General features: G+C 52.0%; 22 protein-coding genes. 12 read left to right on the top strand and 10 right to left on the bottom strand.

Annotated elements, in window-relative coordinates:
- Window positions 1–80 precede the first annotated feature (80 nt).
- Window positions 81–2,279 (top strand): C1 family peptidase, encoded by a 2,199-nt coding sequence (locus DFR42_RS08800; protein ID WP_110254604.1) that lies wholly within the window; start codon window positions 81–83, stop codon window positions 2,277–2,279.
- Between the two features lie 72 nt (window positions 2,280–2,351).
- Window positions 2,352–2,651 (top strand): hypothetical protein, encoded by a 300-nt coding sequence (locus DFR42_RS08795; RefSeq protein WP_110254603.1) that lies wholly within the window; start codon window positions 2,352–2,354, stop codon window positions 2,649–2,651.
- Between the two features lie 47 nt (window positions 2,652–2,698).
- Here the strand turns inward: DFR42_RS08795 and DFR42_RS08790 are convergent, their stop codons facing one another.
- The 3 genes from DFR42_RS08790 to DFR42_RS08780 all read right to left on the bottom strand — a co-directional run bounded on the left by DFR42_RS08790 (window position 2,699) and on the right by DFR42_RS08780 (window position 6,627).
- Entirely contained in the window at window positions 2,699–3,847 is a 1,149-nt protein-coding gene (locus DFR42_RS08790; protein WP_110254602.1) for an alpha-amylase family glycosyl hydrolase, read from the bottom strand.
- Entirely contained in the window at window positions 3,838–4,032 is a 195-nt protein-coding gene (locus DFR42_RS08785; RefSeq protein ID WP_146218808.1) for a hypothetical protein, read from the bottom strand. The genes DFR42_RS08790 and DFR42_RS08785 overlap by 10 nt, the downstream gene beginning before the upstream one ends.
- Window positions 4,033–4,287: 255 nt before the next feature.
- Entirely contained in the window at window positions 4,288–6,627 is a 2,340-nt protein-coding gene (locus DFR42_RS08780; RefSeq protein WP_110254600.1) for a DEAD/DEAH box helicase, read from the bottom strand.
- A 252-nt stretch (window positions 6,628–6,879) separates the two neighbouring features.
- On the opposite strand from DFR42_RS08780, the gene DFR42_RS08775 reads away from it, so the two are divergent.
- Window positions 6,880–7,272, top strand: a complete 393-nt coding sequence (locus tag DFR42_RS08775) for a hypothetical protein (RefSeq protein ID WP_110254599.1) — start codon at window positions 6,880–6,882, stop codon at window positions 7,270–7,272.
- Window positions 7,273–7,283: 11 nt separating this feature from the next.
- On the opposite strand, the gene DFR42_RS08770 is transcribed toward DFR42_RS08775, so the two are convergent.
- A complete protein-coding gene (locus DFR42_RS08770) occupies window positions 7,284–8,162 on the bottom strand; it encodes a LysR family transcriptional regulator (protein ID WP_110254598.1) in 879 nt (292 codons plus the stop codon).
- 226 nt (window positions 8,163–8,388) lie between these two features.
- Here DFR42_RS08770 and DFR42_RS08765 point away from each other — a divergent pair, with 226 nt between their 5' ends.
- The 6 genes from DFR42_RS08765 to DFR42_RS08735 all read left to right on the top strand — a co-directional run bounded on the left by DFR42_RS08765 (window position 8,389) and on the right by DFR42_RS08735 (window position 13,885).
- The gene (locus DFR42_RS08765; RefSeq protein ID WP_110254597.1) at window positions 8,389–9,612 is read left to right on the top strand and encodes a M48 family metallopeptidase; all 1,224 of its coding nucleotides are present in this window, start codon (window positions 8,389–8,391) and stop codon (window positions 9,610–9,612) included.
- Window positions 9,613–9,698: 86 nt separating this feature from the next.
- Window positions 9,699–10,358: a TIGR00266 family protein gene (locus DFR42_RS08760; RefSeq protein ID WP_110254596.1), complete on the top strand. Its 660-nt coding sequence runs from the start codon at window positions 9,699–9,701 to the stop codon at window positions 10,356–10,358.
- A 9-nt stretch (window positions 10,359–10,367) separates the two neighbouring features.
- Complete coding sequence (locus tag DFR42_RS08755) at window positions 10,368–11,054, top strand: TIGR00266 family protein (RefSeq protein WP_110254595.1); 687 nt, start codon at window positions 10,368–10,370, stop codon at window positions 11,052–11,054.
- Window positions 11,055–11,062: 8 nt separating this feature from the next.
- Entirely contained in the window at window positions 11,063–12,124 is a 1,062-nt protein-coding gene (locus tag DFR42_RS08750) for a TIGR00266 family protein (RefSeq protein WP_110254594.1), read from the top strand.
- 643 nt (window positions 12,125–12,767) lie between these two features.
- Window positions 12,768–13,535, top strand: a complete 768-nt coding sequence (locus DFR42_RS08740; protein WP_110254592.1) for an SDR family oxidoreductase — start codon at window positions 12,768–12,770, stop codon at window positions 13,533–13,535.
- Window positions 13,536–13,579: 44 nt separating this feature from the next.
- The gene (locus DFR42_RS08735; RefSeq protein ID WP_110254990.1) at window positions 13,580–13,885 is read left to right on the top strand and encodes an NIPSNAP family protein; all 306 of its coding nucleotides are present in this window, start codon (window positions 13,580–13,582) and stop codon (window positions 13,883–13,885) included.
- Between the two features lie 12 nt (window positions 13,886–13,897).
- Here the strand turns inward: DFR42_RS08735 and DFR42_RS08730 are convergent, their stop codons facing one another.
- From DFR42_RS08730 to DFR42_RS08720, 3 genes are all read right to left on the bottom strand, one after another.
- Window positions 13,898–15,667 carry an ABC transporter substrate-binding protein gene (locus DFR42_RS08730; RefSeq protein WP_110254591.1) on the bottom strand — a complete coding sequence of 590 codons (1,770 nt, stop codon included), beginning with the start codon at window positions 15,665–15,667 and terminating at the stop codon, window positions 13,898–13,900.
- A 160-nt stretch (window positions 15,668–15,827) separates the two neighbouring features.
- On the bottom strand, window positions 15,828–16,574 hold the full coding sequence (locus tag DFR42_RS08725) for a substrate-binding periplasmic protein (RefSeq protein ID WP_170133460.1): 747 nt from the start codon (window positions 16,572–16,574) through the stop codon (window positions 15,828–15,830).
- A 103-nt stretch (window positions 16,575–16,677) separates the two neighbouring features.
- Window positions 16,678–17,511, bottom strand: a complete 834-nt coding sequence (locus tag DFR42_RS08720) for a 1-aminocyclopropane-1-carboxylate deaminase/D-cysteine desulfhydrase (RefSeq protein WP_281275153.1) — start codon at window positions 17,509–17,511, stop codon at window positions 16,678–16,680.
- A gap of 152 nt (window positions 17,512–17,663) precedes the next feature.
- Here DFR42_RS08720 and DFR42_RS08715 point away from each other — a divergent pair, with 152 nt between their 5' ends.
- Together DFR42_RS08715 and DFR42_RS08710 are read left to right on the top strand one after the other, a co-directional pair.
- Window positions 17,664–18,326, top strand: a complete 663-nt coding sequence (locus tag DFR42_RS08715; RefSeq protein ID WP_110254588.1) for a GGDEF domain-containing protein — start codon at window positions 17,664–17,666, stop codon at window positions 18,324–18,326.
- Between the two features lie 57 nt (window positions 18,327–18,383).
- On the top strand, window positions 18,384–20,339 hold the full coding sequence (locus DFR42_RS08710; RefSeq protein ID WP_211324198.1) for a CocE/NonD family hydrolase: 1,956 nt from the start codon (window positions 18,384–18,386) through the stop codon (window positions 20,337–20,339).
- A 51-nt stretch (window positions 20,340–20,390) separates the two neighbouring features.
- On the opposite strand, the gene DFR42_RS08705 is transcribed toward DFR42_RS08710, so the two are convergent.
- Entirely contained in the window at window positions 20,391–21,263 is an 873-nt protein-coding gene (locus tag DFR42_RS08705) for a DMT family transporter (RefSeq protein ID WP_110254587.1), read from the bottom strand.
- 170 nt (window positions 21,264–21,433) lie between these two features.
- Between DFR42_RS08705 and DFR42_RS08700 the strand changes: the two genes are divergently transcribed.
- The gene (locus DFR42_RS08700) at window positions 21,434–22,006 is read left to right on the top strand and encodes a CcdC protein domain-containing protein (protein WP_211324196.1); all 573 of its coding nucleotides are present in this window, start codon (window positions 21,434–21,436) and stop codon (window positions 22,004–22,006) included.
- Window positions 22,007–22,014: 8 nt separating this feature from the next.
- Here the strand turns inward: DFR42_RS08700 and DFR42_RS08695 are convergent, their stop codons facing one another.
- Together DFR42_RS08695 and DFR42_RS08690 are read right to left on the bottom strand one after the other, a co-directional pair.
- On the bottom strand, window positions 22,015–22,827 hold the full coding sequence (locus DFR42_RS08695) for a TatD family hydrolase (RefSeq protein ID WP_110254586.1): 813 nt from the start codon (window positions 22,825–22,827) through the stop codon (window positions 22,015–22,017).
- A gap of 385 nt (window positions 22,828–23,212) precedes the next feature.
- Entirely contained in the window at window positions 23,213–23,968 is a 756-nt protein-coding gene (locus tag DFR42_RS08690) for a LytR/AlgR family response regulator transcription factor (protein WP_110254585.1), read from the bottom strand.
- Window positions 23,969–23,986 lie beyond the last annotated feature (18 nt).

The following is a 23,986-nucleotide window of genomic DNA, read 5'->3' as shown; positions in this document are numbered from 1 at the left end:
ATATAAATCCTGAGACACTATTATTATCAATAATATAAGCAAGGCACCTCAGCCTGAGCTTGCCCACCTCAGGAGCCCTCATGCCCACCCAGACCATCCCCTTCAACGGCAGTGAGCTGGCACTGGATGCGCGGCCCGACCGCCTCGATCTGCGCGACCGCATATATACCCCAAGGGTAAGAAATTTGCCCACCGCTTATCCCGACGCTGACTTCGTCAAAAACTGCCTGGCCAAATACATCAAGGCCAATATGATCTTGAATCAGGGCAAAGATGGTGCATGCACTGGCTTTGGTCTGGCTGCCGTCATCAATTACCTGTTCTGGATACGTGACTCCAGCAATAAGGAAAGCAGCCCGCGCATGATTTACCATCTGGCGCAACTGTATGATGAGTGGGCAGGGGAAGATTATGTGGGGTCGAGTTGTCGTGGCGCGCTCAAGGGCTGGCACAAACATGGGGTCTGTAGCCGTGAACTCTGGCCCTATACAGTAGACAAGCATGACAAAGTGCCAGATTTCGAAGCACCCAAGCCCGGCTGGGAAAAAGATGCGCTGAGTCGTGCCTTAGGTGTGTATTACCGCATAGACAAGGCATCGATTACCGACATGCAGGCTGCCATCGTCGAGATTGGTGCGATTTACGTCTCATGCAAGCTGCATCAGGGCTGGGGCGAGGTAACACCGCCCAGGGCCAGCAACCTGAGCAGGCTGGATCAATTACCGGTAGTAAACTTCAGTGAGATCAAAGCCGGAGGCCACGCTTTTGCTTTGCTGGGTTATACCGACCAGGGCTTTGTCGTGCAAAATTCCTGGGGCAGGGAGTGGGGCCTGCAAGGTTTGGCCATACTCACCTATGACGACTGGCTGGTGAATGGCAGCGATGCCTGGACGGTGTCGCTGGGTGTACCCGTGCGCCAGGTTGATGCAGTTAACCGTACCCGCGCTGAAAAACAATTGGCAGCACCCGCCAATATCCCGGCTGCCGCAGCCTTCAAGGCAAGTGGTTCAGCCCTGATACCAAGTGGCGCCAGCGCATCCGGCAAACCTGGACAGCCTGCATTGAACATGGATCAGGCTTATAGCCTCACCGTGGTCATGGGCAATGATGGTGGCCTGATACAAAGACTGCTGGAAGTCGCCAATGCGGCAGCCACGGTAGAAAAAGTCTTGCTCCAGGCCCCGCAAGAATGGTTCAAACAACACGGCACTGACAAGGTATTAAAACTGGCCCTGTATGCTCATGGTGGCTTGAACAGTGAAGATGATTCGCTCAAGCGCATCGCCGCCATGGCCCCCTATTTTCTCGCAAATGGCATTTACCCGGTTTTCATCACCTGGAAAACCGGGCTCAGTGAAACCCTGGGTGATATCCTGGAAGACAAGCTGAAAGATTATTTGCCAGCAGCCTTACTGTCAGGTGGCTGGTGGCAGCAGCTCAAAAATGCCGCTGTCGATGTCATGGACCGCACGGTAGAAAGCATGGCAGCCAGCCTGGGGGGCAAGGCGCAGTGGACGCAGATGAAGCAAAATGCTGAACTGGCTATCGAAGATGACGACCCGCCACGCGGCTTGCTGGCCATCGCCGACCGCCTCAAGGAATTGAACAAGGCACTGGGCAAGGGCAAACTGGAAATTCATCTGGTAGGTCATTCAGCAGGTTCCATCGTGCATGGTCACTTGCTGAACCTGCTGGCGGCACGCAAGCTGAGCGTCAGCACTTGCAGCCTGTATGCACCAGCATGCAGTCTGGAATTTGCAGAAAGCACCTATCGCCCAGCCATAGAAAATGAGATCCTGGCACGCGAAAATTTCCATATCCATCTGCTGTCAGATGCGCGTGAGCGGGATGACAATGTCGCAGGCATCTACCGCAAGTCCTTGCTATACCTGGTCGCACGCGCCTTTGAAACCCGCCACAAAACACCTTTGCTGGGCATGGCTGCCAGTCTGGATGCCGCCTATTTCATCGGCAAGAAAACCCAGGATGGACACTGGAATGAAGCCACCATTGCTACGTTGAAGAGCTGGAATAAATTCTACTGGGGCACAGACCTGCCCAGTGATTTTGCCGAAAATGGCGAAGGACTGACAGCGGAGCAAAAAACCAATCTGCACATCATCAACGACACCCATATCAATAACGGCAAGGAACTGATAAGAGTTGCCCACGGCAGTTTTGACAACGACCTGGCTGTCATCTCGCAAACCCTGGCGCGTATCCTGGGTCTGGAATCAGCAGATGCTTTGCAAGTGCCTGTGGAAAATCTGGATTATTGAAAATACCAGACAAATTTAAGTCAGCAGATTGATGCGCAGTAAATTGAACAAACTCAAACGATAAATATGAAAATGAAAACCTGGATAAAAGCCGCTACGATCATTGCTTGTTTCAGCAACCTGCATGCCCTGGCGCAAACCCCGACCACTCCACCAGTATGCTATCGCATTTGCACGACCCCAGACTTTAATGATTCTGAAAATTTCAATGCAGCGTTCATCACTAAACTCAGAAAAATTCAGGCAAAGAAAAAAACTGAAACAGATCCTGGCAGAATTTCTGAATTGGCTAAAGAAGAAGAAACTGAACTGGAACGTTTAAAGACCTCATTAGAAAAGATTTGCAAAAACATATGCCAGTATCCTGAGTAATGAACGATGCTGGTCTCAGCATTTTTTGTTACGACCAGCATTGGTTTTTATTTGACCAACACCTTGTATTCCCAGGGTTTGAGATCAATTTTCTGGCCAGCTTGAATGGCTTCTTCCTTGCCTGTAAACAGATTGCTGAGCCCCTTGGCAACGGGCTTGTTAAAGCTGAAGCTTTGCGTCTGCCCGCTCAGATTGAAAATACCCACTACCTGATTACCTGCCTTGCTGCGCGAGAATGCATAGATGGCGGCGTCATTTGATGTCGCCATGCGCACTTGTTCTGCGCCATCCTGGCCATTCCATAAAGCCTGATTGGTTTTCTTCAGGTGGAACAGCGTGGTGTAGATAGCCTTGTAAGGATGGTCTTGCCACTTGATGGGGTCGCGCTCAAAGAATTCCAGGCGCTTGGTATTGCCAGCTTCCTGGCCAGAATATAGCAGGGGCATGCCTTTCAAGAGATTGGACAAGACCAGGAAATTTTCTGCGCCATCGCCCAGTCGCTCAAACTCTGTGCCTTCCCAGGAATTGAGATCATGGTTGGAGGTATGCAGCATGCGGTAGGCATTGGCATGGAATTTCTTTTCCGGCCCTGCCATATAGGCGGCCAGGTCATTGGCGTTTTTCTTGCCTTTGGCGATCTCGCCAAACAAGTCCTTGAGTTGCCAGGCATAAGTCATGTCAAAGGCTTTTTCATGCAAGTCTGTCGCCTCGCCTTCTGCCAGCATGAAAACAGGTTTTACCTTATCGAGTGCTGCCCGCGCTTCGTTCCAGAAGTCGGTTGGTACCATCTCGGCGACGTCGCAGCGATAGCCATCGATACCATATTCTGTCAGCCAGAATTTCAAGGCATCTATCATCTCTGCACGTAGCTGCTGATTGGCATAATTGAGCTTGATGACATCCTGCCAGTCTGGCACAGGCGGGACGAACTCGCCTTTGTCATTCTTCAGGTAATACTCGGGGTGACTTTTGACCCAGGGGTGGTCCCAGGCTGTGTGATTGGCGACCCAGTCTATGATGACCTTCATGCCTAGCGCATGGGCTGCATTAACCAGATTCTTGAAATCAGCAGGCGTACCAAATTCAGGATTCACGCCTTTGTAATCGCGCACGGCGTAATAACTGCCGAGAGTGCCCTTGCGGTTTTTTTCGCCTATGGGATTGATGGGCATGATCCAGATGATGCCTACTCCCATTTTTTTAGCTCAGGCAGGTAATCCTGAAAACGTTTGAAACTACCCTCTGGTGAATGCTGGCGAATATTTGCTTCATAAATCGCTGTATTTTTACTCCATGCAGGATGCTTTACGGTGCTGCTGGTTTGCGCAAGCACAGGCAGGGATAGCAGGCTCAGCAAAGCCAGAGTGGTCAGTTTTTTCATGTTCATGTCTCTTTATTGATTTATGTAGTTAAGATACATCAAGAAAAAGAGGGCTTCAAGATAATCTGGATGAAAATTAATAATTAATGACAAACTCCTTAAAAAAACATGTAGTTTAGTTACATTGCACAGTTTTAAAATAGCAATAAAAAACCCCGCTTGAAGGCGGGGTTTGGCTTGCGGATTAAGTCAATGAGAAGTCAATGAGAATTCACTGAGAACGCTATGAGAACTCAGTCAGATCTCAATCAGGCTTTATTTGGGGCCTTTGCGATGTGGCTTGGCAGCGGCTGGCTTGCCTGCTCCATAGCCTTTGGCTTTTTCTGTCACACGACGATCACCGCCGGCTTTCTTGGGGCCGAAAGGTGATGGCTGGTTAACTGGCAGAGGTTTGCGCACATGGTCTTCGCCAACCGGGCTGATCTGGATTTGCTTGCCTGCGACCCAGACGCCTTTCAACTGCTTCAGCAATTCCTTGGGCATGCCATCTGGCAGGTCCAGCGTGCTGTAGTCGTCGAAAATATCGATACGGCCTATGTGCTTGGCTTCCAGACCGGCTTCATTGGCAATTGCACCAACGATATTGCTAGGCGTTACTGCATCCGCCTTGCCGACTTCAATACGGTAAGTCAGCATGGGGATGCTGACCTTGCCTTTGCCGTCAGCCTTGTCTTTCTTAGATTTGGCCGGGCGCTCTTCATCCAGAGGAGCACGGGCGGCACGGTCTACTACCTGATTCAGCTTGCTGCCAGGTGCGGCATCCGCGATACGTGGGGCGCGTTCGCGAGGCGCTTCTTCACGCGCTGCACGTGGTGCAGGACGGGATGCTGGTGCACTGCTGCTGCCCTGGCCTTTTTCTGCACTGATGCGCAGGGCCTGGCCTGCCACACGTACTGAACTCAGATGTTCCATCATATCACCAGGCAGATTGTCTGGCAGATCGAGGATGGTGTAGTCATCATAGATATCGATACGACCGATGAACTTGGATTCTATATTGGCTTCATTAGCAATCGCGCCAACGATATTGCCGGGCTTGACGCCATGATCATGACCCACCGCGATACGGAAAGTCTGCATGCCAGGCTCTGGCGTGCGCGGGCTGTGTTCACGGCGTGCGCCACGGTCTTCACGCGGTGCGCGTTCGAATCTGTCACCCCTGTCACCACGATCGCGGTCACCACGGTCACCACGGTCGCCTCTGTCGCCACGTTCAGCGCGGGCAGGACGCTCATCGCGCCAGCTGTCATCGTTTTTCGTTTCTTTACGGTTTTTATCCAGCAGCAAAGGTTCATCGCCACGCGCCATTTTTGCCAGCGCCGCAGCAATTTCCACTGCCGGGATATTTTGCTCACGCTCAAAATCTTCGATCAGGGACGTAAATTCTTCCAGACCACCTTGCGCCAGCGTGGCGGAAATCTGGTCCTTGAAACGGGCGATACGGACGTTGTTAACGGTCTGTATAGTCGGCAGCTCCAGTGGTGACACTGGCTGACGCGTCGCTCTTTCTATCGCTTTCAAGAGATTCTTTTCACGTGGCGTGATGAACAGGATGGCTTCACCACTGCGACCTGCACGGCCAGTACGGCCTATGCGGTGGGTGTAGCTTTCTGGGTCATACGGCACATCATAGTTGATGACGTGACTGATACGCTCTACGTCCAGACCACGGGCAGCAACGTCAGTAGCGACCAGGATATCGATCTTGCCGTCTTTCAGTTGCTGGATAGTGCGCTCGCGCTGTTGCTGGTTGATGTCGCCATTGATGGCAGCAACCGAGAAGCCTCTTGCATCGAGCCTGGCTGCCAGTTCTTCTGTACCGAGTTTGGTACGGGCAAAAATGATCATGCCGTCGAAAGTTTCGGCTTCCAGTATGCGTGTCAGGGCATCCAGCTTGTGCATGCCGCTGACCAGCCAGTAACGCTGGCGGATATTGTCGGCAGTGCCGGTCTTGGCAGCAACCGTGACTTCTGCCGGTTTGTTCAGATAAGTCTGGGCAATGCGCTTGATGGCCGAAGGCATGGTGGCCGAGAACAAGGCAGTCTGGCGGCCTTCCGGTGTTTCTTGCAGGATGCGTTCTACGTCATCGATAAAGCCCATGCGCAGCATTTCATCGGCTTCATCCAGCACCAGGGTTTTCAGGGCGGACAAATCCAGCGTGCCCTTGTCCAGATGGTCGATTACGCGACCGGGAGTACCAACCACGACATGCACACCACGGCGCAGGGCCGAGAGTTGCGGGCCATAGCTTTGGCCGCCGTAGATAGGCAGGACATGGAAGCCCGGAATATGACGGGCATACGTCTGGAAGGCTTCTGCCACCTGTATTGCCAGCTCACGCGTTGGTGCCAGCACCAGTGCCTGCGGCGTAGTCTGGCGCACATCCAGACGTGACAGGATGGGCAGGGCAAAAGCAGCAGTTTTGCCTGTACCAGTCTGTGCCTGGCCCAGCACATCACGGTTGGACAGCAAAATCGGTATGGTGGCCGCCTGTATTGGCGACGGTGTTTCATAGCCTACATCCTGCAAGGCGCGCATGATGGGCGCACTCAGTTGCAGGTCTTCAAAAGTAATCGGAGGTTTGTTTTCTGACATGGCGATGCTCGCTCGTTCGCTCGTATCGCAGGATGCGACAAGATGGTTATCCCTACAGTTTACTCTCCTGTGGCTAAGTCAGGGGAAATACCTGCCAATGGCGCTTGACAAAAAATAAAAATCTTATTTATTTTTACTTACTTTTAAATTATATTTTTGATATTATTAGATATCATTTTGGCACTTTATCGATGTACAAACCCAAATAAACTGCCTAAAACTGAAAAACCAGACTCAGGAAACCCATACCCCATGAAAAAATACCTGTTATTGGCATCCACCTTTATCTGTCTTGCAAGCACCGCACTCACTGCCAGTGCTGCTGACCTGCCTTCTGATGCTATTCGTCAATACGCAAAAAATCCCCAGGTCGATGTCCTGCTAAAAATCTCGTATGAGACTGAAGAACAGGCAAACATAGATGCCTTTCGCAAGGCTGCCGACGATCTGGGGCTGCGCTACGAATTGATTTATAGCTTTTCTGCATCCAGCAATAAAGCCACAACAAAAAAATGGAAGCTACAAACCAGCAACAAAGTCGCAGCACAAAATAACAATGCAGACAAGCAGGTCAGTAGCCTGTATGAAGCTGTCAAATCAAAAGGCGGCAGCTTTGCCTGGGAAGTTGCGACAACACCAAAATAAGTGCATCTCACTCATTTCATGAAATCAATGAAAGCCCGCAAAGCCGCCGGTTGATGACGGCGGCTGGGGTAATACAGATATGTGCGCTCAGGCGCTGGCCACCAGTCTTCCAGCACATATTGCAATTGCCCCTGCTGTACCAGCGCTTCAGCGTAGCCGCGATAGGTATAACAGATACCCGCGCCATCGCTGGCTGCGCGGGTGGCGACATAAAAATCATCCAGCACCAGTGCTCCGTTGGTGGCAACTTCCAGTTTTTCCTGGCCGCGCTGGAATTCCCAGCGATATCTTTGCCCGCTGGGAAAACGAAATTGTATGCATTGATGTTGCAGCAGATCATGCGGTGTTGCAGGAATGCCGTGCTTTTGCAAATACCCGGGTGAAGCACAGACGACGAAACCGACTTCCGGCCCCACGGGCACGGCCACCATGTCTTGCTGCAGGCTTTCACCAAAACGCAAACCAGCATCGAACCCCTGTTCAACGATATCGATGAGGGCATCGCTGCTGACAATTTCCAGTTCCACTTCTGGATAGGCTGCATGCCAGGCTGCCAGCAGCGGGGCCAGCGTGAGTTGCGCTGAAGGGCGTGGCACATTCAGGCGCAAACGACCGACTGGTTTATCGCGTAAGTCATTGAGGCTTTCCAGCGCCCCCTGGATTTCCTGCAATGCTGGCCGCAGGCTTTGCAGCAAGCGTTCTCCTGCCGGGGTCAGGCTGACGCTGCGGGTGGTACGCTGCAACAGACGCATGCCCAGTTTTTTTTCCATCCTGGTCATGGTGTGGCTGAGTGCAGAAGCCGTCACTTGCAATTCCTGCGCTGCCTGGCGAAAACTGCGGCATTCGGCGACACGGGCGAAAGCCAGTAGATCATTCAAGTCTGGTGACATATTGCTACTCATTTATTGTTGAACAATATTGTATCAACAGGGGAATATAAGTTTTTCTGTCGCAGGTGCATATTTATCTTTCTAATACGACAAGCATACTAAGGCATGGACTGCAGAAAACTTAATCAAAAAATATGCATCACTGATTTATAATTCTGTCGCCCCTGTTGACAAATTTCCAGTCTGTCACAGCTGGCAACTCATTTTCAATCACCTCAGGACCTTCATGGACTTAGCTTCCAGTAAATTTCCTTGCCATGCTTTTCATGCATCCCTGCCCGGTGGCCGTGATGTTGGTGAACTGAGCCTGTCGCAAGCCGGACTCAGTTATCAGGTGGCATCCTTGCTGGGCACCATGTCATTTTCCAACATGGAGCTGACTCTGGGTGGTTCCAACAATACCCTGATCTTCATCAAGCATGCCCATAAACCTGACCTGGTACTGTACACCAGTGATCGACGCATCCTGAAACATCCTGCCTTGCTGGCCCATCCCGAATGCTCGCGCCAGATTTCTGCCATGAGCCGCAAGCGCATGCTGGGCTGGGGTGTGCTGATAGGGTTCAGCTTGTTATTGCTGGCCCTGCCTGTAGGCCTGATCTGGCAAATGGATAGTCTGTCTGCCTATGCTGCCAAACAAGTGCCGGTGGAATGGGAAGAAAAACTCGGTGCTGGTGTTGCTGCCCAGGATGACCTGAAGAACAAGCGCATGCCCAAGGCCGACGCCGATGCGGTCTTAAAGCCGCTGACTGCGCCTTTATTGCAGGCCCTGCCAAATTCACCGTATCGCTATTCCATCAACATCGTCAACGATAGCACTACCAACGCCTATGCCTTGCCTGGTGGCTATGTTGCCATCCACTCTGGCCTGATATTAAAAGCTGGCAGTGCCGAAGAATTGCTGGGTGTGCTGGCCCATGAAATCAGCCATGTCGAAGAACGCCATGGCACGCGCAGCATCATAGGCAATGCCGGAATTTATCTGGTTGCCAGCGCCGTGTTCGGTGATGTCAGCGGTTTGCTGGCGGTCTTCAGCAATGCGGCTCCCATGCTGCTGAGCCAGCAATATTCGCGTCACTTTGAAACTGATGCAGATGAAAAAGGCGTATTGCTGCTGATGCGCGCCCGTGTCAACCCTGCGGGCTTGCCGGTTTTCTTTGAACGCATGATTGCGGAAGAAAAAGCTGCACTGGAAAAAATCGACAACAAGCAGGCGCGTGAAGCCTACAAGCAGGCCATGGGCTTGCTGAGTACCCATCCTGCCAGCGAAAAACGCATGTCCCATTTGCGCAAGCTGATAGAAAAGTCCCAGGGGCCTTATATCAATCAGGAAGCCGCGTTCAAGGATTTGCAGGAGGCCGTCAAAAAATTCGTCGCTCAGTCTTCTACAAATCAACCCAAGAAACCCGTACCGGCAACACCTGAACAAACGCCAGCAACGCAATCCTGAAACCTCAATAGCAAATTGCAGCAAGCACCGGCAGCAGCGGCATAGTCGGAGCAATGCTGTGAAAGTCCAAACCAAAGGAGTTAGTAGTGAAAACCAATATCAAAGGAGGCCATGCCTTCTCCTACGTCGAGGTGGAACTCGAACCTGGCGAAAGCATCATGACAGAACCGGATGCCATGTCCAGTATGGATGCCAGCCTGGATTTGACAGCGCATTTCAATGGTGGCTTGCTCAAGGGCCTGTTGCGCAAATATCTGGGTGGTGAATCCCTGTTCATCAGCCGCTTCAAGAATGCCACTTCTGCGCCACGCCGTATCACCATCGTGCAACCCACGCCAGGCGAAATCCTGTGCCGTGAACTGAACGATGAAGAATATTTTCTGGTGCCCGGCGCTTTCCTGGCATGCGAAGAAGGCGTCAAGATAGGCCTGGGCTTTGCTGGTTTCGCGTCCTGGATTGCCCGTGAAGGCTTGTTCCGCATCAAGGTCAGCGGCCATGGCAAGGTCTGGTTTGGTGCTTATGGTGCCTTGCTGGAAAAAGAAGTCAACGGTGAATACATCGTCGACACCAGTCATCTGGTGGCTTATGACCCATCCCTGCGCCTGAATCTGCAACTGGCTGGCGGCCTGTTTTCCAGCTTCTTTGGTGGCGAAGGCCTGGTGACACGTATCAGCGGTCAGGGCAAGATCGTCATCCAGACACGCAGCATTTCCAGCCTGGCTGGCTGGCTCAATCCAAAACTGTAAGGGCGTATCATGCAAGTAGAATTAGTCAATCAGCCTGGTAATACCGCAGCCAAAGTCAGCCTGCGTCCTGGTGAAGTCTGCACTGCAGAATCCGGTGCCATGCTGGCCATGAGCAGCAATATGCAAATCACCACGACCACCCATAAAAAACAGCGCGGCTCACTGTTAAAAGCGGCCAAGCGTCTGCTCGGCGGTGAATCGCTGTTCCTGAATCATTTCGAACCACTGAATACGCCCGGCGAAGTCTGGCTGGGGACTGACCTGGCAGGCGACATGCTGGTGATGCCGCTGGATAACGATAACCTCATCGTCCAGGGTGGCTCTTTCCTGGCTTGCGATGAAGGCATAGAAGTTGACCTGGGCTGGCAGGGTTTCAAATCCATCTTGTCTGGCGAAAGTATCTTCTGGCTCAAACTCAAGGGCAAGGGCACGGCCGTGCTGTCTTCCTTTGGAGCCATCTATCCCGTAGAAGTGGATGGTGATTACATCGTCGATACCGGCCACATTGTGGCCTTCAGCGAAACCCTGCAATTCTCCATCACCAAGGCAGGCAAGAGCTGGTTGCAATCCATACTCGGTGGCGAGGGCATGGTCTGTAAATTCACTGGCCGCGGTACGGTCTGGTGTCAGTCACATAATGAAAGCAGCTTTGGCAGCCTGCTCGGCCCCAATCTCAAAGCTGGCAGCAAACGATAAGGACAGCCATGAATAACACTACGATAGATATCGTCCTCACCGGTGAACTGGCTGAAGGCATCAGTTTTGAGCAAGCCTGTGGCACCATAGAAAAATTGTTCAAGCTCTCAACTGAACAAGCCAAAAATTTACTGGAAACCGCACCGCGCGTCATCAAGCGTGGCCTTGATAGCGAGACTGCTGAGAAATACCGCCAGACCATAGAAAAAAATGGCTTGAAAGTGGTTTTAAAAAGCGATAGCGATGCTGCCATCAGCAAGCCGGTTGCGGCACCTGAAGCAGCATTGCCTGCAGCTACAGTGGTAGTTGCACCCGTAGCGGAAGCAGCGCCGCCAGCCAGCTTCAAGCAAGAGCTACCTGCCAGCACCAGCATCGCCCCTGCGCTGCCAGTCGCAGCGACAGACTTCGCCGGCTTGAAATTCAGGATAGATGGCAGCCCTGATTTTGGCTTTGTCACGGTGGATTTACCACGCGGACAGATGCTGAAAGTGGAAGCCAGCGCCATGGCCACGATGGACACCAACCTGGTCATGAAGACCAAGATGAAAGGCGGCATCTCACGCATGCTGTCTGGTGAAAACCTGTTCATCAATGAATTCACTGCTGAAAACGGCCCCGGCGAAATCGGCATCGCCCCCGCCACTCCAGGTGACCTGATCCACCGCTACATGCGCGGTGAAACCCTGTACCTGCAAAGCGGCGCCTTTGTCGCCAGCACGCCCGGCATCAACATAGAAACCAAATGGCAGGGTTTCACCAAAGGCTTTTTCTCCGGCGAAAGCCTGTTCCTGATCCGCGCATCCGGCGAAGGTGACCTGTGGCTCAACAGCTATGGTGCCATCATAGAAATCGACGTCAAGGACGGCTACGTCGTCGACACCGGCAACATCGTCGCCTTCACCGAAGGTCTGGAATACAGCATCAGCAAAGTCGGCGGCTACAAGTCCCTGTTCTTCTCCGGCGAAGGTTTCGTCTGCCGCTTCAAGGGCGAAGGCAAGCTGTGGATACAAACACGCAGCGTAGGTGCTTTTGCAAGTTGGGCGAAACAATATCGTCCGGCGAAGGAGTAAGCAGGCAAACGGCAATTCTTGATTATCCAGGTCAAAGAAATTTGATCGGTGGTCGTGTTGACGTTGCTTTTGCTTTTGACTTACCGCAGTTCCCATGTGTCGATGCCTTTGCTGCAAGGCAGAAAATGGAAAAAGAAGGATCGATGTTTGAGCGTAGCGAGTTTTCGAGCCTTCCCATTTTTTGACTTGCAGCAAAGGGAACCCCCTTCAGGGGGCAGCGACGCCTGGGTCGCCTTTTTGGCATACCTTTTTGGCGAAGCAAAAAGGTATGTAGCCGCCGGTCTACCACCGGCCGGTAATCTGAAATCACGTGTGCAGGCATTTGAAAATCTAGCCATCCAAAGCTGTAAGATTCAGAAGTTAATGCAACTTCACGGTATACAACGAACGCCACTGGATTCCAGCTAAAAGCACGCTGGAATGACGTTAATAAGAATCGTCGATTTTACGACGAGTAATTAGCCAGGTGAACAGGGCTATGACCGATAGTTCATCACCATCCGTCTGATCGGAACTCATGCGTCGAAAATTTTGGATCTCAATTACTGAAATTCACTCACCAATATCATGAACCAAACATGGATTGTTTCACCAATCCCTATCCACCATACTGCCATTTCCCCTCCCTCTTCAAGGAACCGAAATGTCAGCAACATCAAACGCATTCAATGAACAAACCATACTCATCACTGGTGGCTCCTCCGGCATAGGCCTCGCCAGCGCCCAGGCCTTTATCCATGCCGGTGCCAAACGTGTCTACATCACTGGCCGCTCACAGGTCAGGTTGGATCAAGCCAGAGAAATCCTCGGCAACAAAGTCATCGCGATCAAGGCAGATGTCGCCAGTATCAGCGACCTGCAAACCCTGCATGACAAGATAGCTCAACAAGGGGACAAAATAGATGTCCTGTTCGCCAATGCCGGCATCGCCATCCACAACCAGTTTGGCAACACCACAGCAAACGAATTTGCCACCACTTTTGACACCAATGTCAAAGGCCTGTTCTTTACAGTGCAAAGCCTGCTGCCTTTGATGAAACCGGCTTCTGCCATCGTCCTGAATGCCTCTATCGCTGCCAGCAAGGGCATGCCCAATCTGAGTCTCTACAATGCCTCGAAAGCGGCGGTGCGCTCGTTTGCACGCAGCTGGGCAAATGACCTCAAGGACAGGCAAATACGCGTCAATACCATCAGCCCGGGTGTGACCCGCACGCCCATCATGGAAAATGGCCTGGGCATGAAAGAAGAAGATATCGCGAATTTTTCAGCCTACCTGGCTGATGCCGCACCAGCAGGGCGCATGGGCCAGCCGGAAGAGATTGCGGCTGCGGTCTTATTCCTGGCATCGAAAGCTGCGAGCTACGTCAATGGTGTGGAATTGTGTGCCGACGGGGGATTGATACAGGTTTGAGCAGAACAGGTAAGATAGGTTTTTTTATCCTGTCAGCCTATATCATGATTACCTGCTATCTCCGCTACATCATAGACCCTGCCAAACTGAAAGAGTTTGAGCATTACGGCAAACTCTGGATACCGCTGGTGAACAAGTTTGGTGGCCAGCACCATGGTTATTTCCTGCCATCTGAAGGCGCGAATAATGTGGCGCTGGCCATGTTCAGTTTCCCCAGCCTGGCGGCTTATGAACAATACCGCATACAAATGCTGGATGATGCAGAATGCCAGGCAGCTTTCAAACTGGCGGAAGAAACAAAATGCATCATCAGCTATGAGCGCAGTTTTTTCCGGCCAGTCTTTGCATAGCAAGCGTAGAAATTATTTACTCTTTTCTACATCCAGGAAACGCCAGTCACCGCGCATGATGGGGTGGGTTTTATAACCCTTGACCCAGGGTTGTATCAGCCAGTTACGCAAGCGCCAGAGTTCCAGGCTGTGTACGGTATCAGCTTCCATGACGCGCTCTATGGTGTTGAATAATTTCTGGCGTTCTGGTCCTTCTGGCATCAGGCGGGCTTTTTCATAGGCTTCATCAAAAGCGGCCGATTTGTAACAGCCAAAATTGCCGCGATAGGCATTGCTGCCTGCATAGGCTTCGAGGAAATCGATGCCGTCAGGGATGTCGGCGGTATAGCCCATGCCAAACATCATGAGCTTGCACTGGTAGGCAGACTTGAGGTTGTCGGCAAAACCGGCAACCGGGAATTCTGCACGTATGCCTATCTTGTCGAGCGAACGCTTCCAGATTTCCATGCGTGCATAGTCCTTGGTCTTGGGGGCAGAATGGATGCGCAGCTTCAGGGGTGAGCCATCCGGCATGCTGCGGAAACCGTCTTCACCGCGCTTGTAGCCAAACCTGTCGAGCAATTTATTAGCCAGTTTGGGATCATAGGCATTGCTGTTGCGATAGCTGGCATCGTGGCCGACCACATCCGGTGGCACCATGCCTTGCGCCTTGATGGCCTGGCCAAACCAGACCTGGTCAATTTCTTCCTGGTGATTGAAGGACAGGGCAATCGCACGGCGCAGGGCTATCTTGTCCTTGGTATAGCCTCCCACGGTAGGGTCTTCGAAATTGAAGTAGGTGCGGGTGACACCAGGTTCCACAAAACGGTACAGGCGCAAACCCTTGGCAGCAAACTCAGGCTTGAGCTTGCCCTGGTCCAGCAATTTGACCGAGGCGGCAGGCACCAGCATTTCAAAATCCAGCTGGCCAGAATCAAAGGCCAGCCAGCGTGACTGCTCTTCTTCTATGATGGCAATCTCAACCCTTCCGACCTGGGGCATTTGCTTGCCCTTCATGTCCTTGATGATCTGCTTGTCCCATTCTGAACCCGTGCCTTTGAAGTCCCAGACAAAACCCCGGTATTCTGGATTGGCTTCGAGGATGATTTTACTGCGAGGCACATATTGCTTGAGCATGTAGGCACCCGTACCCACCGGATGTTGATTCACAGCTTCGCCATAGTGCTCAACCACTTCACGGGCGACAGCACCGCCCAGTGGTTTGGCCAGATAGTAAATCAGGGCAGGATCAGCTACTTTAAGGCGCATGATCAGGGTGTAATTGTCTGGTGTTTCCAGACCAGCGATGGGTTTGTCGTAATCAAACTTGCCAGTCTTTTTGGCGGCTGCTACCAGTTCATCAAGACCAATGAGCTTGCCATCAAGTACACGTGACTGCACAGAACGGTTGTTTGGGTCCAGCAAGCGTTTGAAGGTATAGGCATAATCGCTGGCATGCAATTCCCTGCGCTGGCCCTTGAATGCCGGGTCCGGAGAGAAATAAATCCCTTTCTTGAGACGAAAGGTCAAGGTCTTGCCGCCATCCGTGATTTCCGGCAAGCTTTCTATGGTATTGGGAACCAGTTTGGCGGGGCGTGCCAGGTAATCATAGGTCACCAGGCCTTCAAAAATCGCATCTGACACCCAGTTGGAATAAGTACTATTGGTGCGCATGGAATCAAAGCCATCGTCGGCAGCTTCGAAAGACAGATGCAAGACTTTATTCGGGTCAGCTGCCGCTATCGCAGGCAGGCTCAGGCTGCATAGCAAAGCCGTCAGCACAGCAGTCAGGGAAGATTTCATCTGAAGAAAAAAGAAGAATAAAGCTAGCAGGATAACAGTTAACACTAATTAGGACTTACGAAAAATTGTCCCAGCAAGGCGTCAGCGACGAAGACAGTACTTTAGTACGGCTAGGAGCTGCAACGCAGCTGGGGCGATTTTTCGTAAGTCCAACCAGGATTTAGCGCATGGATAAACCATACTTACGCATAATCCTGTCCATCTCGCCGTTCTCTTGCAAAAACTGTATCGCGCTATTGATTTGCTCCAGCTTCCAGGCAGACTTATGCGACAGGGCGCATTGCGTCTGTACGACAGAAAACGGGGTTTTGGAAATTTTGTACAGGCTGCGTTTTTCCGGGAAATTCTTGAAATAACCTTCGATCTCACCATCCGAACTGACCATGGCATCTGCCCCGCCCAGTGCCAGCAAACGGAACATACCTGGTACATCAGTCAGGTCGATGCGCTTGATTTTACCGTCTGCCAATTGGCTGGCGATTTGCGGATAGTGATAACCGAGTTGCAACACCAGTTTCTTGCCTTCCATCTGTTGCGGGACGATTTCTATACTGGCTTTGTCTGCCAGCACGACCACTCTTTCCACCTGGGGGAAAGTCGCCACGGTCCAGCCGACTTCCTTGGGCAAGTCAAACCAGGCAGGGCTGGAATAGCACATGAGATCTGCATCCCCCTGGATCACGACACTTTCTATGCGCCTGCGGGAATAGGGTGTATAGCTGACTTGTGCAGAGAGTTTTTTCGCGAGCTGGTCTATGAAGTCTTTTTGCAAGCCACCTAGCAACTGGTGGTTCTTGTCAAAAATATTCAGGGGATAATCGAGGTTTTCGTAGATAGCCACACGCAAAGGCTGCTCCGCTGCCAGTGCACCTGAAGTACAGGCCCAGCATGAGAGCAGAGCTGCCATCCCGCTCAAAGCAGTAAGCCAACTTGCGCGCCGTCTTTTCATATTTGCACCTGTCCGATAGCGAAGGCTATAAACGCCAGACTACAGCATGACTACCACATCACTACATACGGGCAAAGCCACGTGCTCCCTGCAAACCACCGGTATGTATGGCAATGACCCGGGCATTTTGTGCCAGATGACCATGATGCCACAACTGGCGCAAAGCAAACAGCATTTTGGCAGTGTAAACTGGCTCCAGAGGAATCGCCGTTTCATGCGCGAACTGGCGGGCAAAATCCAGCAAATCCGGAGGTGCCTTGCCATAACCACCATGATGAAACTCCGTCAACAATTCATAGTTTTGATAATCAGGATAGCCCGCCTCGCTTAACAGGCGGCTGATGTCATTGCGCAGGTAATCGCCGCCACTGATGGCGGCAATACCCAGCACTTTCGAGCGCCCCTCCAGGCCAGCCAGCAAACCCGCCAGCGTTGCCCCTGTGCCACAAGCCACCACCAGATAATCCGGAACAAAGGGTAGTTCAGCTATCAGTTCGGCCACACCGCGCAAGGCCAGTGGTGCGCTGCCGCCCTCGGGCAACCAGAGCGCATCTGCACCTGAATCTTCCAGATGCCCGCGCCAGGCTGAGTCATCCAGCCGTAACTGACGGTAAGCTTCACGGTTGACGAAACGGACTTGCATGCCCAAAGCCCGTACATCATCCAGCATGGCGCTGTGCATGCCCTCAGCACCGCGTATCAACGCGGTGGCAGGCAAACCCAGGGCATGGGCGGCATGGGCCAGGGCATGAATATGATTGGACCAGATCCCGCCCATGGAAACCACATGCCTGCGTTGTTCCTGCAAACCCAGCAAGGGATATTTCAGTTTGCGAAACTTATTGCCAGACACCTGGGGATGCAGCATATCGTCGCGTTTCATCCAAACATCCATACCCGGGAAGAGCTGACTGTGGATTTGCTGACAGGGTGAACTTGGGCTGGTGAATAACATGCTTGGCAGAAAGGCGGGTGACAATGGTAAAGTACCATTGTAGCGCCTGGCGTCAGCCTTATAGTTATACCTAGTGCATAGCCGGAGAGTACATGCCCACAGATTTTAATCAGCCCTTGTTAAATGCAAGACAACAAATAGACCAGTTGATCAAGCAAATCAAGAACGAAGGCCATCAGGATAACCTCGTACCCACGCTGGAGACGGTGCTGACCCAGCTCGACAGCATGGCCAGGACCGATCACCTGACTGGCGCTCTGAACCGCCGTGCGCTAGTCGCCATGCTAGACGGCGAACTGGCGCGCTCTTTCCGCACTGGCCATACCTTTACCCTGGCCGCCATCGCTGTTGATGGCCTGGAACAGATACTCGAACAACATGGCCAGGCCGCAGCACGCCAGGTCTTGCAGCAAGTTGCCAAAGAAGCTCTGACCATGCTGCGCACCCTCGATTCCTTTGGCCGTGTCGCCGCCAATGAATTTGCCATCGTCATGCCAACCACCTGGCTGGAATCCAGCCGCAAGGCCATCGCCCGCCTTAAATTGCGTATTGCCGAAGTAGACTGGAATGCCATCTCCCCCGGTTTGACGGTGACTTTTGCCACCGGCCTGACTACCAATGCCCACAAGGATACTGCTGACAATATGCTCAAAAGAGTCAACAGCGCCTTGCAGATTGCCCGCAGCCAGGGCGCAGACCAGATCGTGGAAATTGAGCCGCCTTTGCCGGACTATGACCCAAATGCAGAAGATTAATGGAACTTGTTGGCGTCTTTGCACACTAATCCAAACATAATAATATCCGGGGAATTCATGAGAACACCGCAACTGCGTCAGGCCCTGCCTGCGCTCTCCATCATGCTGGGCGCAATATTAAGCAGCCTGACTACACCTGCACTGGCTTCCGCCAGCAATATAGTCAGTGCCAGCAATGCTGATGACAAGACAGACGCCGCCAAACTGCGTGCCGAGTACATCCGTAAAAACTATGCCAAGTTTGAATACCGCATCCCCATGCGTGATGGCAAACTCTTGTTTACTGCCGTGTATATGCCCAATGATGCGAGTGCCAGCAAGCGTTACCCTGTCCTCATGAACCGCACGCCCTATTCTGTCATGCCGTATGGCGGTGACCAGTACAAAACCCAGCTGGGGCCAACTGCGGAATATGAAAAAGATGGCTTTATCTTTGTCTATCAGGATGTACGCGGTACCTATATGTCGGAAGGTGAATTCGTCAATATGCGTCCACATATTGATCAGAAAAAATCAAAAACCGATATCGATGAAAGCAGTGATACCTACGACAGCATAGAGTGGATGCTCAAGCATTTGCCCAACAATAATGGCAAGTTTGGTTTATGGGGCAATTCTTACCCCGGCTTTTATAGCTCGGCGGGTGCCATCGATGGTCACCCTGCTCTGAAAGCCGTTTCGCCGCAGGCACCGATTGCTGACTGGTTCCGTGGCGATGACATGCACAGGAATGGCGCTTTCAATCTGCAAATGGCCTTTGGTTTTTTCCATAGCTTTGGCCAGCCGCGTCCCCAGCCTGTAGAAAACAAGGGCTGGAAAACTTTTAATTTTGGCACACCTGATGGTTACCAGTTCTTCCTGGACCTGGGTTCGGTAGCGAATGCCAACACCCGCTATTTCAAGAACGGCATCCCTTTCTGGAACGACATTACCGCGCACCCCAACTATGATGATTTCTGGCAAAGCAGGAATATCCTGCCACACCTGAAAAACATCAAGGCTGCGGTCCTGACCGTCGGTGGCTGGTATGACACAGAAGATTTATATGGCCCGCTGAATACCTACAAGGCCATAGAAAAACAAAACCCCGGCATACAAAACACCCTGGTCATAGGACCATGGACACATGGTGGCTGGTTCCGTACTGATGGCGAGAAAGTCGGTGATGCGCATTTTGGCTACAAGACCGTACAGACTTACCAGCCCGTAGAATTAGCCTTCTTCAAGCATCATCTGAAAACCGGCGACAAGCCAGCACTGGCCGAAGCCTGGATGTTTGAAACCGGTGCCAATCGCTGGCGAGGTTTTGATGCCTGGCCACCGAAAGAGAGCAAGGACAAAGCCCTGTATTTCCATGCCAATGGCAAGCTGAGTTTCAGTGCACCGGCCAACCAGGATGCACAGTTTGCAGAATACATCAGCGACCCGGCCAAACCTGTACCCTATACCACCGAAGTAGTCACGCGCTGGAGTAATCAATATGTCGCGGCTGACCAGCGCTTTGCCAGCAGCCGTCCTGATGTGCTGACCTGGCAAAGTGATGTGCTGGAAAAAGACGTGACCCTGGCTGGCCCGCTAAGCGCGGATTTGTTTGTCAGCGTGACAGGCAGCGATGCTGACTTCGTTGTCAAACTCATTGATGTCAATCCACCCAACCTGGAAATAGATGCGCAAACAAACCGTGGCAACCAGCAAACCCTGGTGCGCGGCGAACCTTTCCGCGCCCGTTTCCGTGATGGTTTTGAGACGGCCAAACCCATGGTGCCCAACCAGGTGACCAAGGTGAAGTTTGCCATCAATGATGTGCTGCACACTTTCCAGCGCGGCCACCGCATCATGGTGCAGGTGCAGTCCAGCTGGTTCCCCTTCATAGACCGTAACCCGCAATCCTTTGTGCCTAACATCTATGAAGCCAAGGATAGTGACTTCATCAAGGCGACGCATAAAGTGTATTTCGGCAGCCAGCAACCAAGTGCCCTGCATGTCAAAGTTTTGCCAGCACTGGATGAATAAAAAAATGCCGCTGCCCCATATAGAGTCAGCGGCATTTTTTAAGGTCAATCTTTAAGCTGGTTTTTGAGCTGGCTGGAACACCACCAGCCATGTCGCCAGCACCACACCAGCGCAGCCTATGGCCGTGTTCACCGTGATGTGTTCATTCAGGAACAGATAACCCCAGAGCAAGGCAAACAGGGGTATCAGGAAAGTCACGGTCAGCGCCTTGGTTGGCCCCAGGTCTGCCATCAAACGGAAATAAATCAGATAAGCCACGGCACTGCATAACAAGGCCAATGCAATACCAACCATTGCTATCGTCGCCGTGATCTCGCCCTGCACTGGTGCCAGCGGCAGGAAGGGCAGTAAGACAAATGCCGCCCCCACTTGCGAACCCGTCGCCATTTGCATGGGCGTGATGCCTGTGAGTTTTTTCTTGGTATAGATACCGACTATCGCATAACACAGGGTCGCACCTACGCAGGCCAGCACAGCCAGTACCAGCTTGCTGGTGAATTCTACCGGCCCCAGGCGCACCAGGAAGGCGACACCGAGTACACCTATCGCCATGCCCGCCATCTTGCGCACAGTCAAGCGTTCACCCAGGAAGGCGGCTCCCATGACCGCCCCCCACAAAGGGCTGGTCGCATTCACGATTGCCGAATAACCAGCAGGTATGCTGAGTGCAGCATATGAATACAACGCAAATGGCAGGGCAGAGTTAATCGTGCCCAGTATCAAAAAAGACTTCCAGTTATCACGGAAATTCATCGCCCGGCCTGTGACATACATCATGATCAGCAAGGCTATACCCGCCAGCCCCACCCTGACCTCGGCACTCCACAACACACCGACCACAGGCGCCAGTACCCGCATGAACAGAAAGGACGCGCCCCAGATAGCGGCCAGGGAAATCAAACGTAACAAGTCAACGCTGCGCATATGCACTCCATCAGGATCAGGGGTGCAGCTTAACAAACTACGGGAAAAGCTGCTGGCAGCTTTCGGACATGGGAAAATACCAGGTGCAGTTGATACATTCCGGTACTGACGGATTTTTTGCAGATGATAGACTTTAAAAACTTCTCTACACGCTATACAGAAAGCTTTTCATGGCGACTGCAAACCCCACTTCCCTGATGATAGGTACTGCTGTTGGTGCATTCATTGTCTGGCGTGTCATCTCGCGTGTACGACGTATGGTAGGCAGGCAAAAATACTCGGGTGTGCGTGCCTTGCTGACCGTCTGTATTTTTCCTGTACTGATAGGGCTGGTGGCATTTGGTGCGCTCAAACATGAGGGCAACCTGCTGTTCATGATGGGGGGATTGATAGCTGGCAGTGGCCTTGGTGCCTATGGCTTGCGCCTGACGAAATTTGATCATGGTCCAGCCGGAAAATTCTATACGCCGAATGCCCACCTAGGCATTGCCTTGTCACTGCTGATGATAGGCCGGATTGCCTGGCGCATGGCTACGCTGTATTTCACAACGCAATCTTTTGTTGCGCCCCCGGGCGATTTTTCCAGCAGCCCGCTTACACTGTTCCTGTTTGGCATGCTGGCCGCTTATTACATCAGTTACGCAATTGGTTTGTTGCGCTGGTCACGCAGCTTGCAAAAGCCAGCTACAGTTCCATCATCAATTGTTGCAACTGCTGTTGAAACCAGCGATCAACAAGCTTGAACAGGAGCTTACGATAGGGCCGCAGGCAGAGCAAAAAACTGTTCAGTATTTTTTCTAATCTGCTGTGCCAGCGTTACCGGCGATACCCGCAAGATATTCGCAACTGCCTGAAATACCACGGGCAAATACATGGGTTCATTGCGGCCATCATCAGGACGCACTGCTAAATTGCGCGGCAATAAAAACGGTGCATCGGTTTCTATCATCAATTTTTCTTTGGGCAAAAATTTGACAGCCTTGCGCAAATCATCGCCGCGCCTTTCATCACAGATCCAGCCAGTGATACCGATGTGGCAGTCGAGATCCAGATAGGCGCGCAGTTCGTCTGTATTGCCAGTGAAACAGTGCACCACCGCGCCCTTTAATTGCGGCCGGTATTGCCTGAGCAAGGCAAAGAAATCTTCATGCGCATCACGCTCATGCAGGAACACTGGTTTTTGCACGCGCACTGCCAATTGCAACTGCGCTTCAAAGCAGGCACGTTGTTCTGTTTCCGTTGAAAACATGCGGTTATAGTCGAGACCGCATTCACCAACGGCCACTACACTATCATAGTCAGCGAGTTTTTCTATGGCTTTTGCACACTGGGTATTCCAGTTCTTGGCCTCATGCGGATGCACACCCGCCGTGCTGCTCAGATAGCCTGGATAAGTTTGCGTCAGCGCATGCGCATCATGACTGGCACGCTCTGAAGTGCCGGTGACGATGATATGTTCCACGCCTGCCTCTTTGGCACGTGAAATAACGGCATCAAGGTCAGCATGAAAACGACGGTTGCTCAGATTCGCACCGATATCTATCAGTGTAGGTTTTTGTAACATGGTATAAATTTCCTGTTGTTTTTATTATTTGGACTACCGGCCGCACAAGGATATTTTTGTGGGTATACAGAAGCAGAAACTGCAAAGGATAGTCTGGATAGATCCAAATCTTATTATTAAAAAATGACGCTGTTTTTTTACGTCAGCGCCATCTTAATGCGACTTCAATAAAAACATCAAGCTTTTCATTTCGTGATTGTGGGATTTGACATACCGTGAGGCCATTACAAACCGAAACTGGCTAGGCGCCCCCGGCTAGGCGTCGTCGTCGCAGACAGTGCTTTAGCACGGCAAGACGGCGCAACAACGCCAGATTCGATTTTTAATGGCCGCACTTAGAACGTGTTTACGATCACACTCGCGCAGTAAGATCGGAAACATGTTCTTACATGGGCTTGAAGCGCCATGCATATGCCTGACTCACCTTGAGCTTTTCTGGCAAACCCCGCAACTCCACCGTGTATTTACCCAGCTCATCCCTGTGCGCACGGGTAATTGCATCAGCACGCACGACCACACCACGATGCACTTGCCAGAAAACATCCGGATCAAGTCCATCCATGATTTCTTTCAATGGCTTGCGTACATGGGCTTCGTCGTCGGCACAGACTACCCGCGTGTATTTTTCATCTGAACTGAAGAACAGGATTTTTTCTACCGGGAACATCTTGATGGTGTCACCAACGCTGGCACTGATCCAGCGTATTCTTTCTGCTGTCGTATTCTTCAGACGCTTGTCGAGTTCAGACATGAGCTGGCTGACATCCGCCACTGGTTGCTTGTTGCTGATACGTTCCTTTAACCTGGCGATCGCTTCCTGCAATCTGGCTTCGGAAATGGGTTTGAGCAAATAGTCGATGGCACCTGCTGCAAAGGCATCCAGTGCATGGCTGTCATAAGCCGTGGTAAAGACGGCATGGCAGCGGCCTTTGACTGCATGTGCCACATCAAGACCAGTCATGCCGGGCATGCGTATGTCGAGGAAGGCAATGTCAGGTTCTTCCTGATGGATGGCTTCCAGGGCTTCGGCACCGTGTTCACATTCGGCCAGTATTTCCAGCTCTGGCCAGACTTTATTGAGCATGCGGCGCAATTCCTTGCGGGGTAAATCTTCGTCATCGGCGATGATGGCTGTGGTCATGTGATTGTCTCTTTTTGT

It is taken from the genome of Undibacterium pigrum (assembly GCF_003201815.1).
Classification (GTDB): domain Bacteria; phylum Pseudomonadota; class Gammaproteobacteria; order Burkholderiales; family Burkholderiaceae_D; genus Undibacterium; species Undibacterium pigrum.
The sequence above is the reverse complement of the archived record's forward strand: the minus strand, read 5'-3'. Positions and strand labels throughout refer to the sequence as shown.

Coding starts and splice junctions, on each gene's coding strand:
- DFR42_RS08720 (WP_281275153.1), bottom strand. CDS start 17,511: ATGGATGTTTGGATGAAACGCGACGATATGCTGCATCCCCAGGTGTCT.
- DFR42_RS08725 (WP_170133460.1), bottom strand. CDS start 16,574: ATGGCAGCTCTGCTCTCATGCTGGGCCTGTACTTCAGGTGCACTGGCA.
- DFR42_RS08715 (WP_110254588.1), top strand. CDS start 17,664: ATGCCCACAGATTTTAATCAGCCCTTGTTAAATGCAAGACAACAAATA.
- DFR42_RS08740 (WP_110254592.1), top strand. CDS start 12,768: ATGTCAGCAACATCAAACGCATTCAATGAACAAACCATACTCATCACT.
- DFR42_RS08735 (WP_110254990.1), top strand. CDS start 13,580: ATGATTACCTGCTATCTCCGCTACATCATAGACCCTGCCAAACTGAAA.
- DFR42_RS08705 (WP_110254587.1), bottom strand. CDS start 21,263: ATGCGCAGCGTTGACTTGTTACGTTTGATTTCCCTGGCCGCTATCTGG.
- DFR42_RS08755 (WP_110254595.1), top strand. CDS start 10,368: ATGCAAGTAGAATTAGTCAATCAGCCTGGTAATACCGCAGCCAAAGTC.
- DFR42_RS08695 (WP_110254586.1), bottom strand. CDS start 22,827: ATGTTACAAAAACCTACACTGATAGATATCGGTGCGAATCTGAGCAAC.
- DFR42_RS08795 (WP_110254603.1), top strand. CDS start 2,352: ATGAAAACCTGGATAAAAGCCGCTACGATCATTGCTTGTTTCAGCAAC.
- DFR42_RS08775 (WP_110254599.1), top strand. CDS start 6,880: ATGAAAAAATACCTGTTATTGGCATCCACCTTTATCTGTCTTGCAAGC.
- DFR42_RS08750 (WP_110254594.1), top strand. CDS start 11,063: ATGAATAACACTACGATAGATATCGTCCTCACCGGTGAACTGGCTGAA.
- DFR42_RS08700 (WP_211324196.1), top strand. CDS start 21,434: ATGGCGACTGCAAACCCCACTTCCCTGATGATAGGTACTGCTGTTGGT.
- DFR42_RS08790 (WP_110254602.1), bottom strand. CDS start 3,847: ATGGGAGTAGGCATCATCTGGATCATGCCCATCAATCCCATAGGCGAA.
- DFR42_RS08780 (WP_110254600.1), bottom strand. CDS start 6,627: ATGTCAGAAAACAAACCTCCGATTACTTTTGAAGACCTGCAACTGAGT.
- DFR42_RS08730 (WP_110254591.1), bottom strand. CDS start 15,667: ATGAAATCTTCCCTGACTGCTGTGCTGACGGCTTTGCTATGCAGCCTG.
- DFR42_RS08800 (WP_110254604.1), top strand. CDS start 81: ATGCCCACCCAGACCATCCCCTTCAACGGCAGTGAGCTGGCACTGGAT.
- DFR42_RS08690 (WP_110254585.1), bottom strand. CDS start 23,968: ATGACCACAGCCATCATCGCCGATGACGAAGATTTACCCCGCAAGGAA.
- DFR42_RS08770 (WP_110254598.1), bottom strand. CDS start 8,162: ATGTCACCAGACTTGAATGATCTACTGGCTTTCGCCCGTGTCGCCGAA.
- DFR42_RS08785 (WP_146218808.1), bottom strand. CDS start 4,032: ATGAAAAAACTGACCACTCTGGCTTTGCTGAGCCTGCTATCCCTGCCT.
- DFR42_RS08710 (WP_211324198.1), top strand. CDS start 18,384: ATGAGAACACCGCAACTGCGTCAGGCCCTGCCTGCGCTCTCCATCATG.
- DFR42_RS08765 (WP_110254597.1), top strand. CDS start 8,389: ATGGACTTAGCTTCCAGTAAATTTCCTTGCCATGCTTTTCATGCATCC.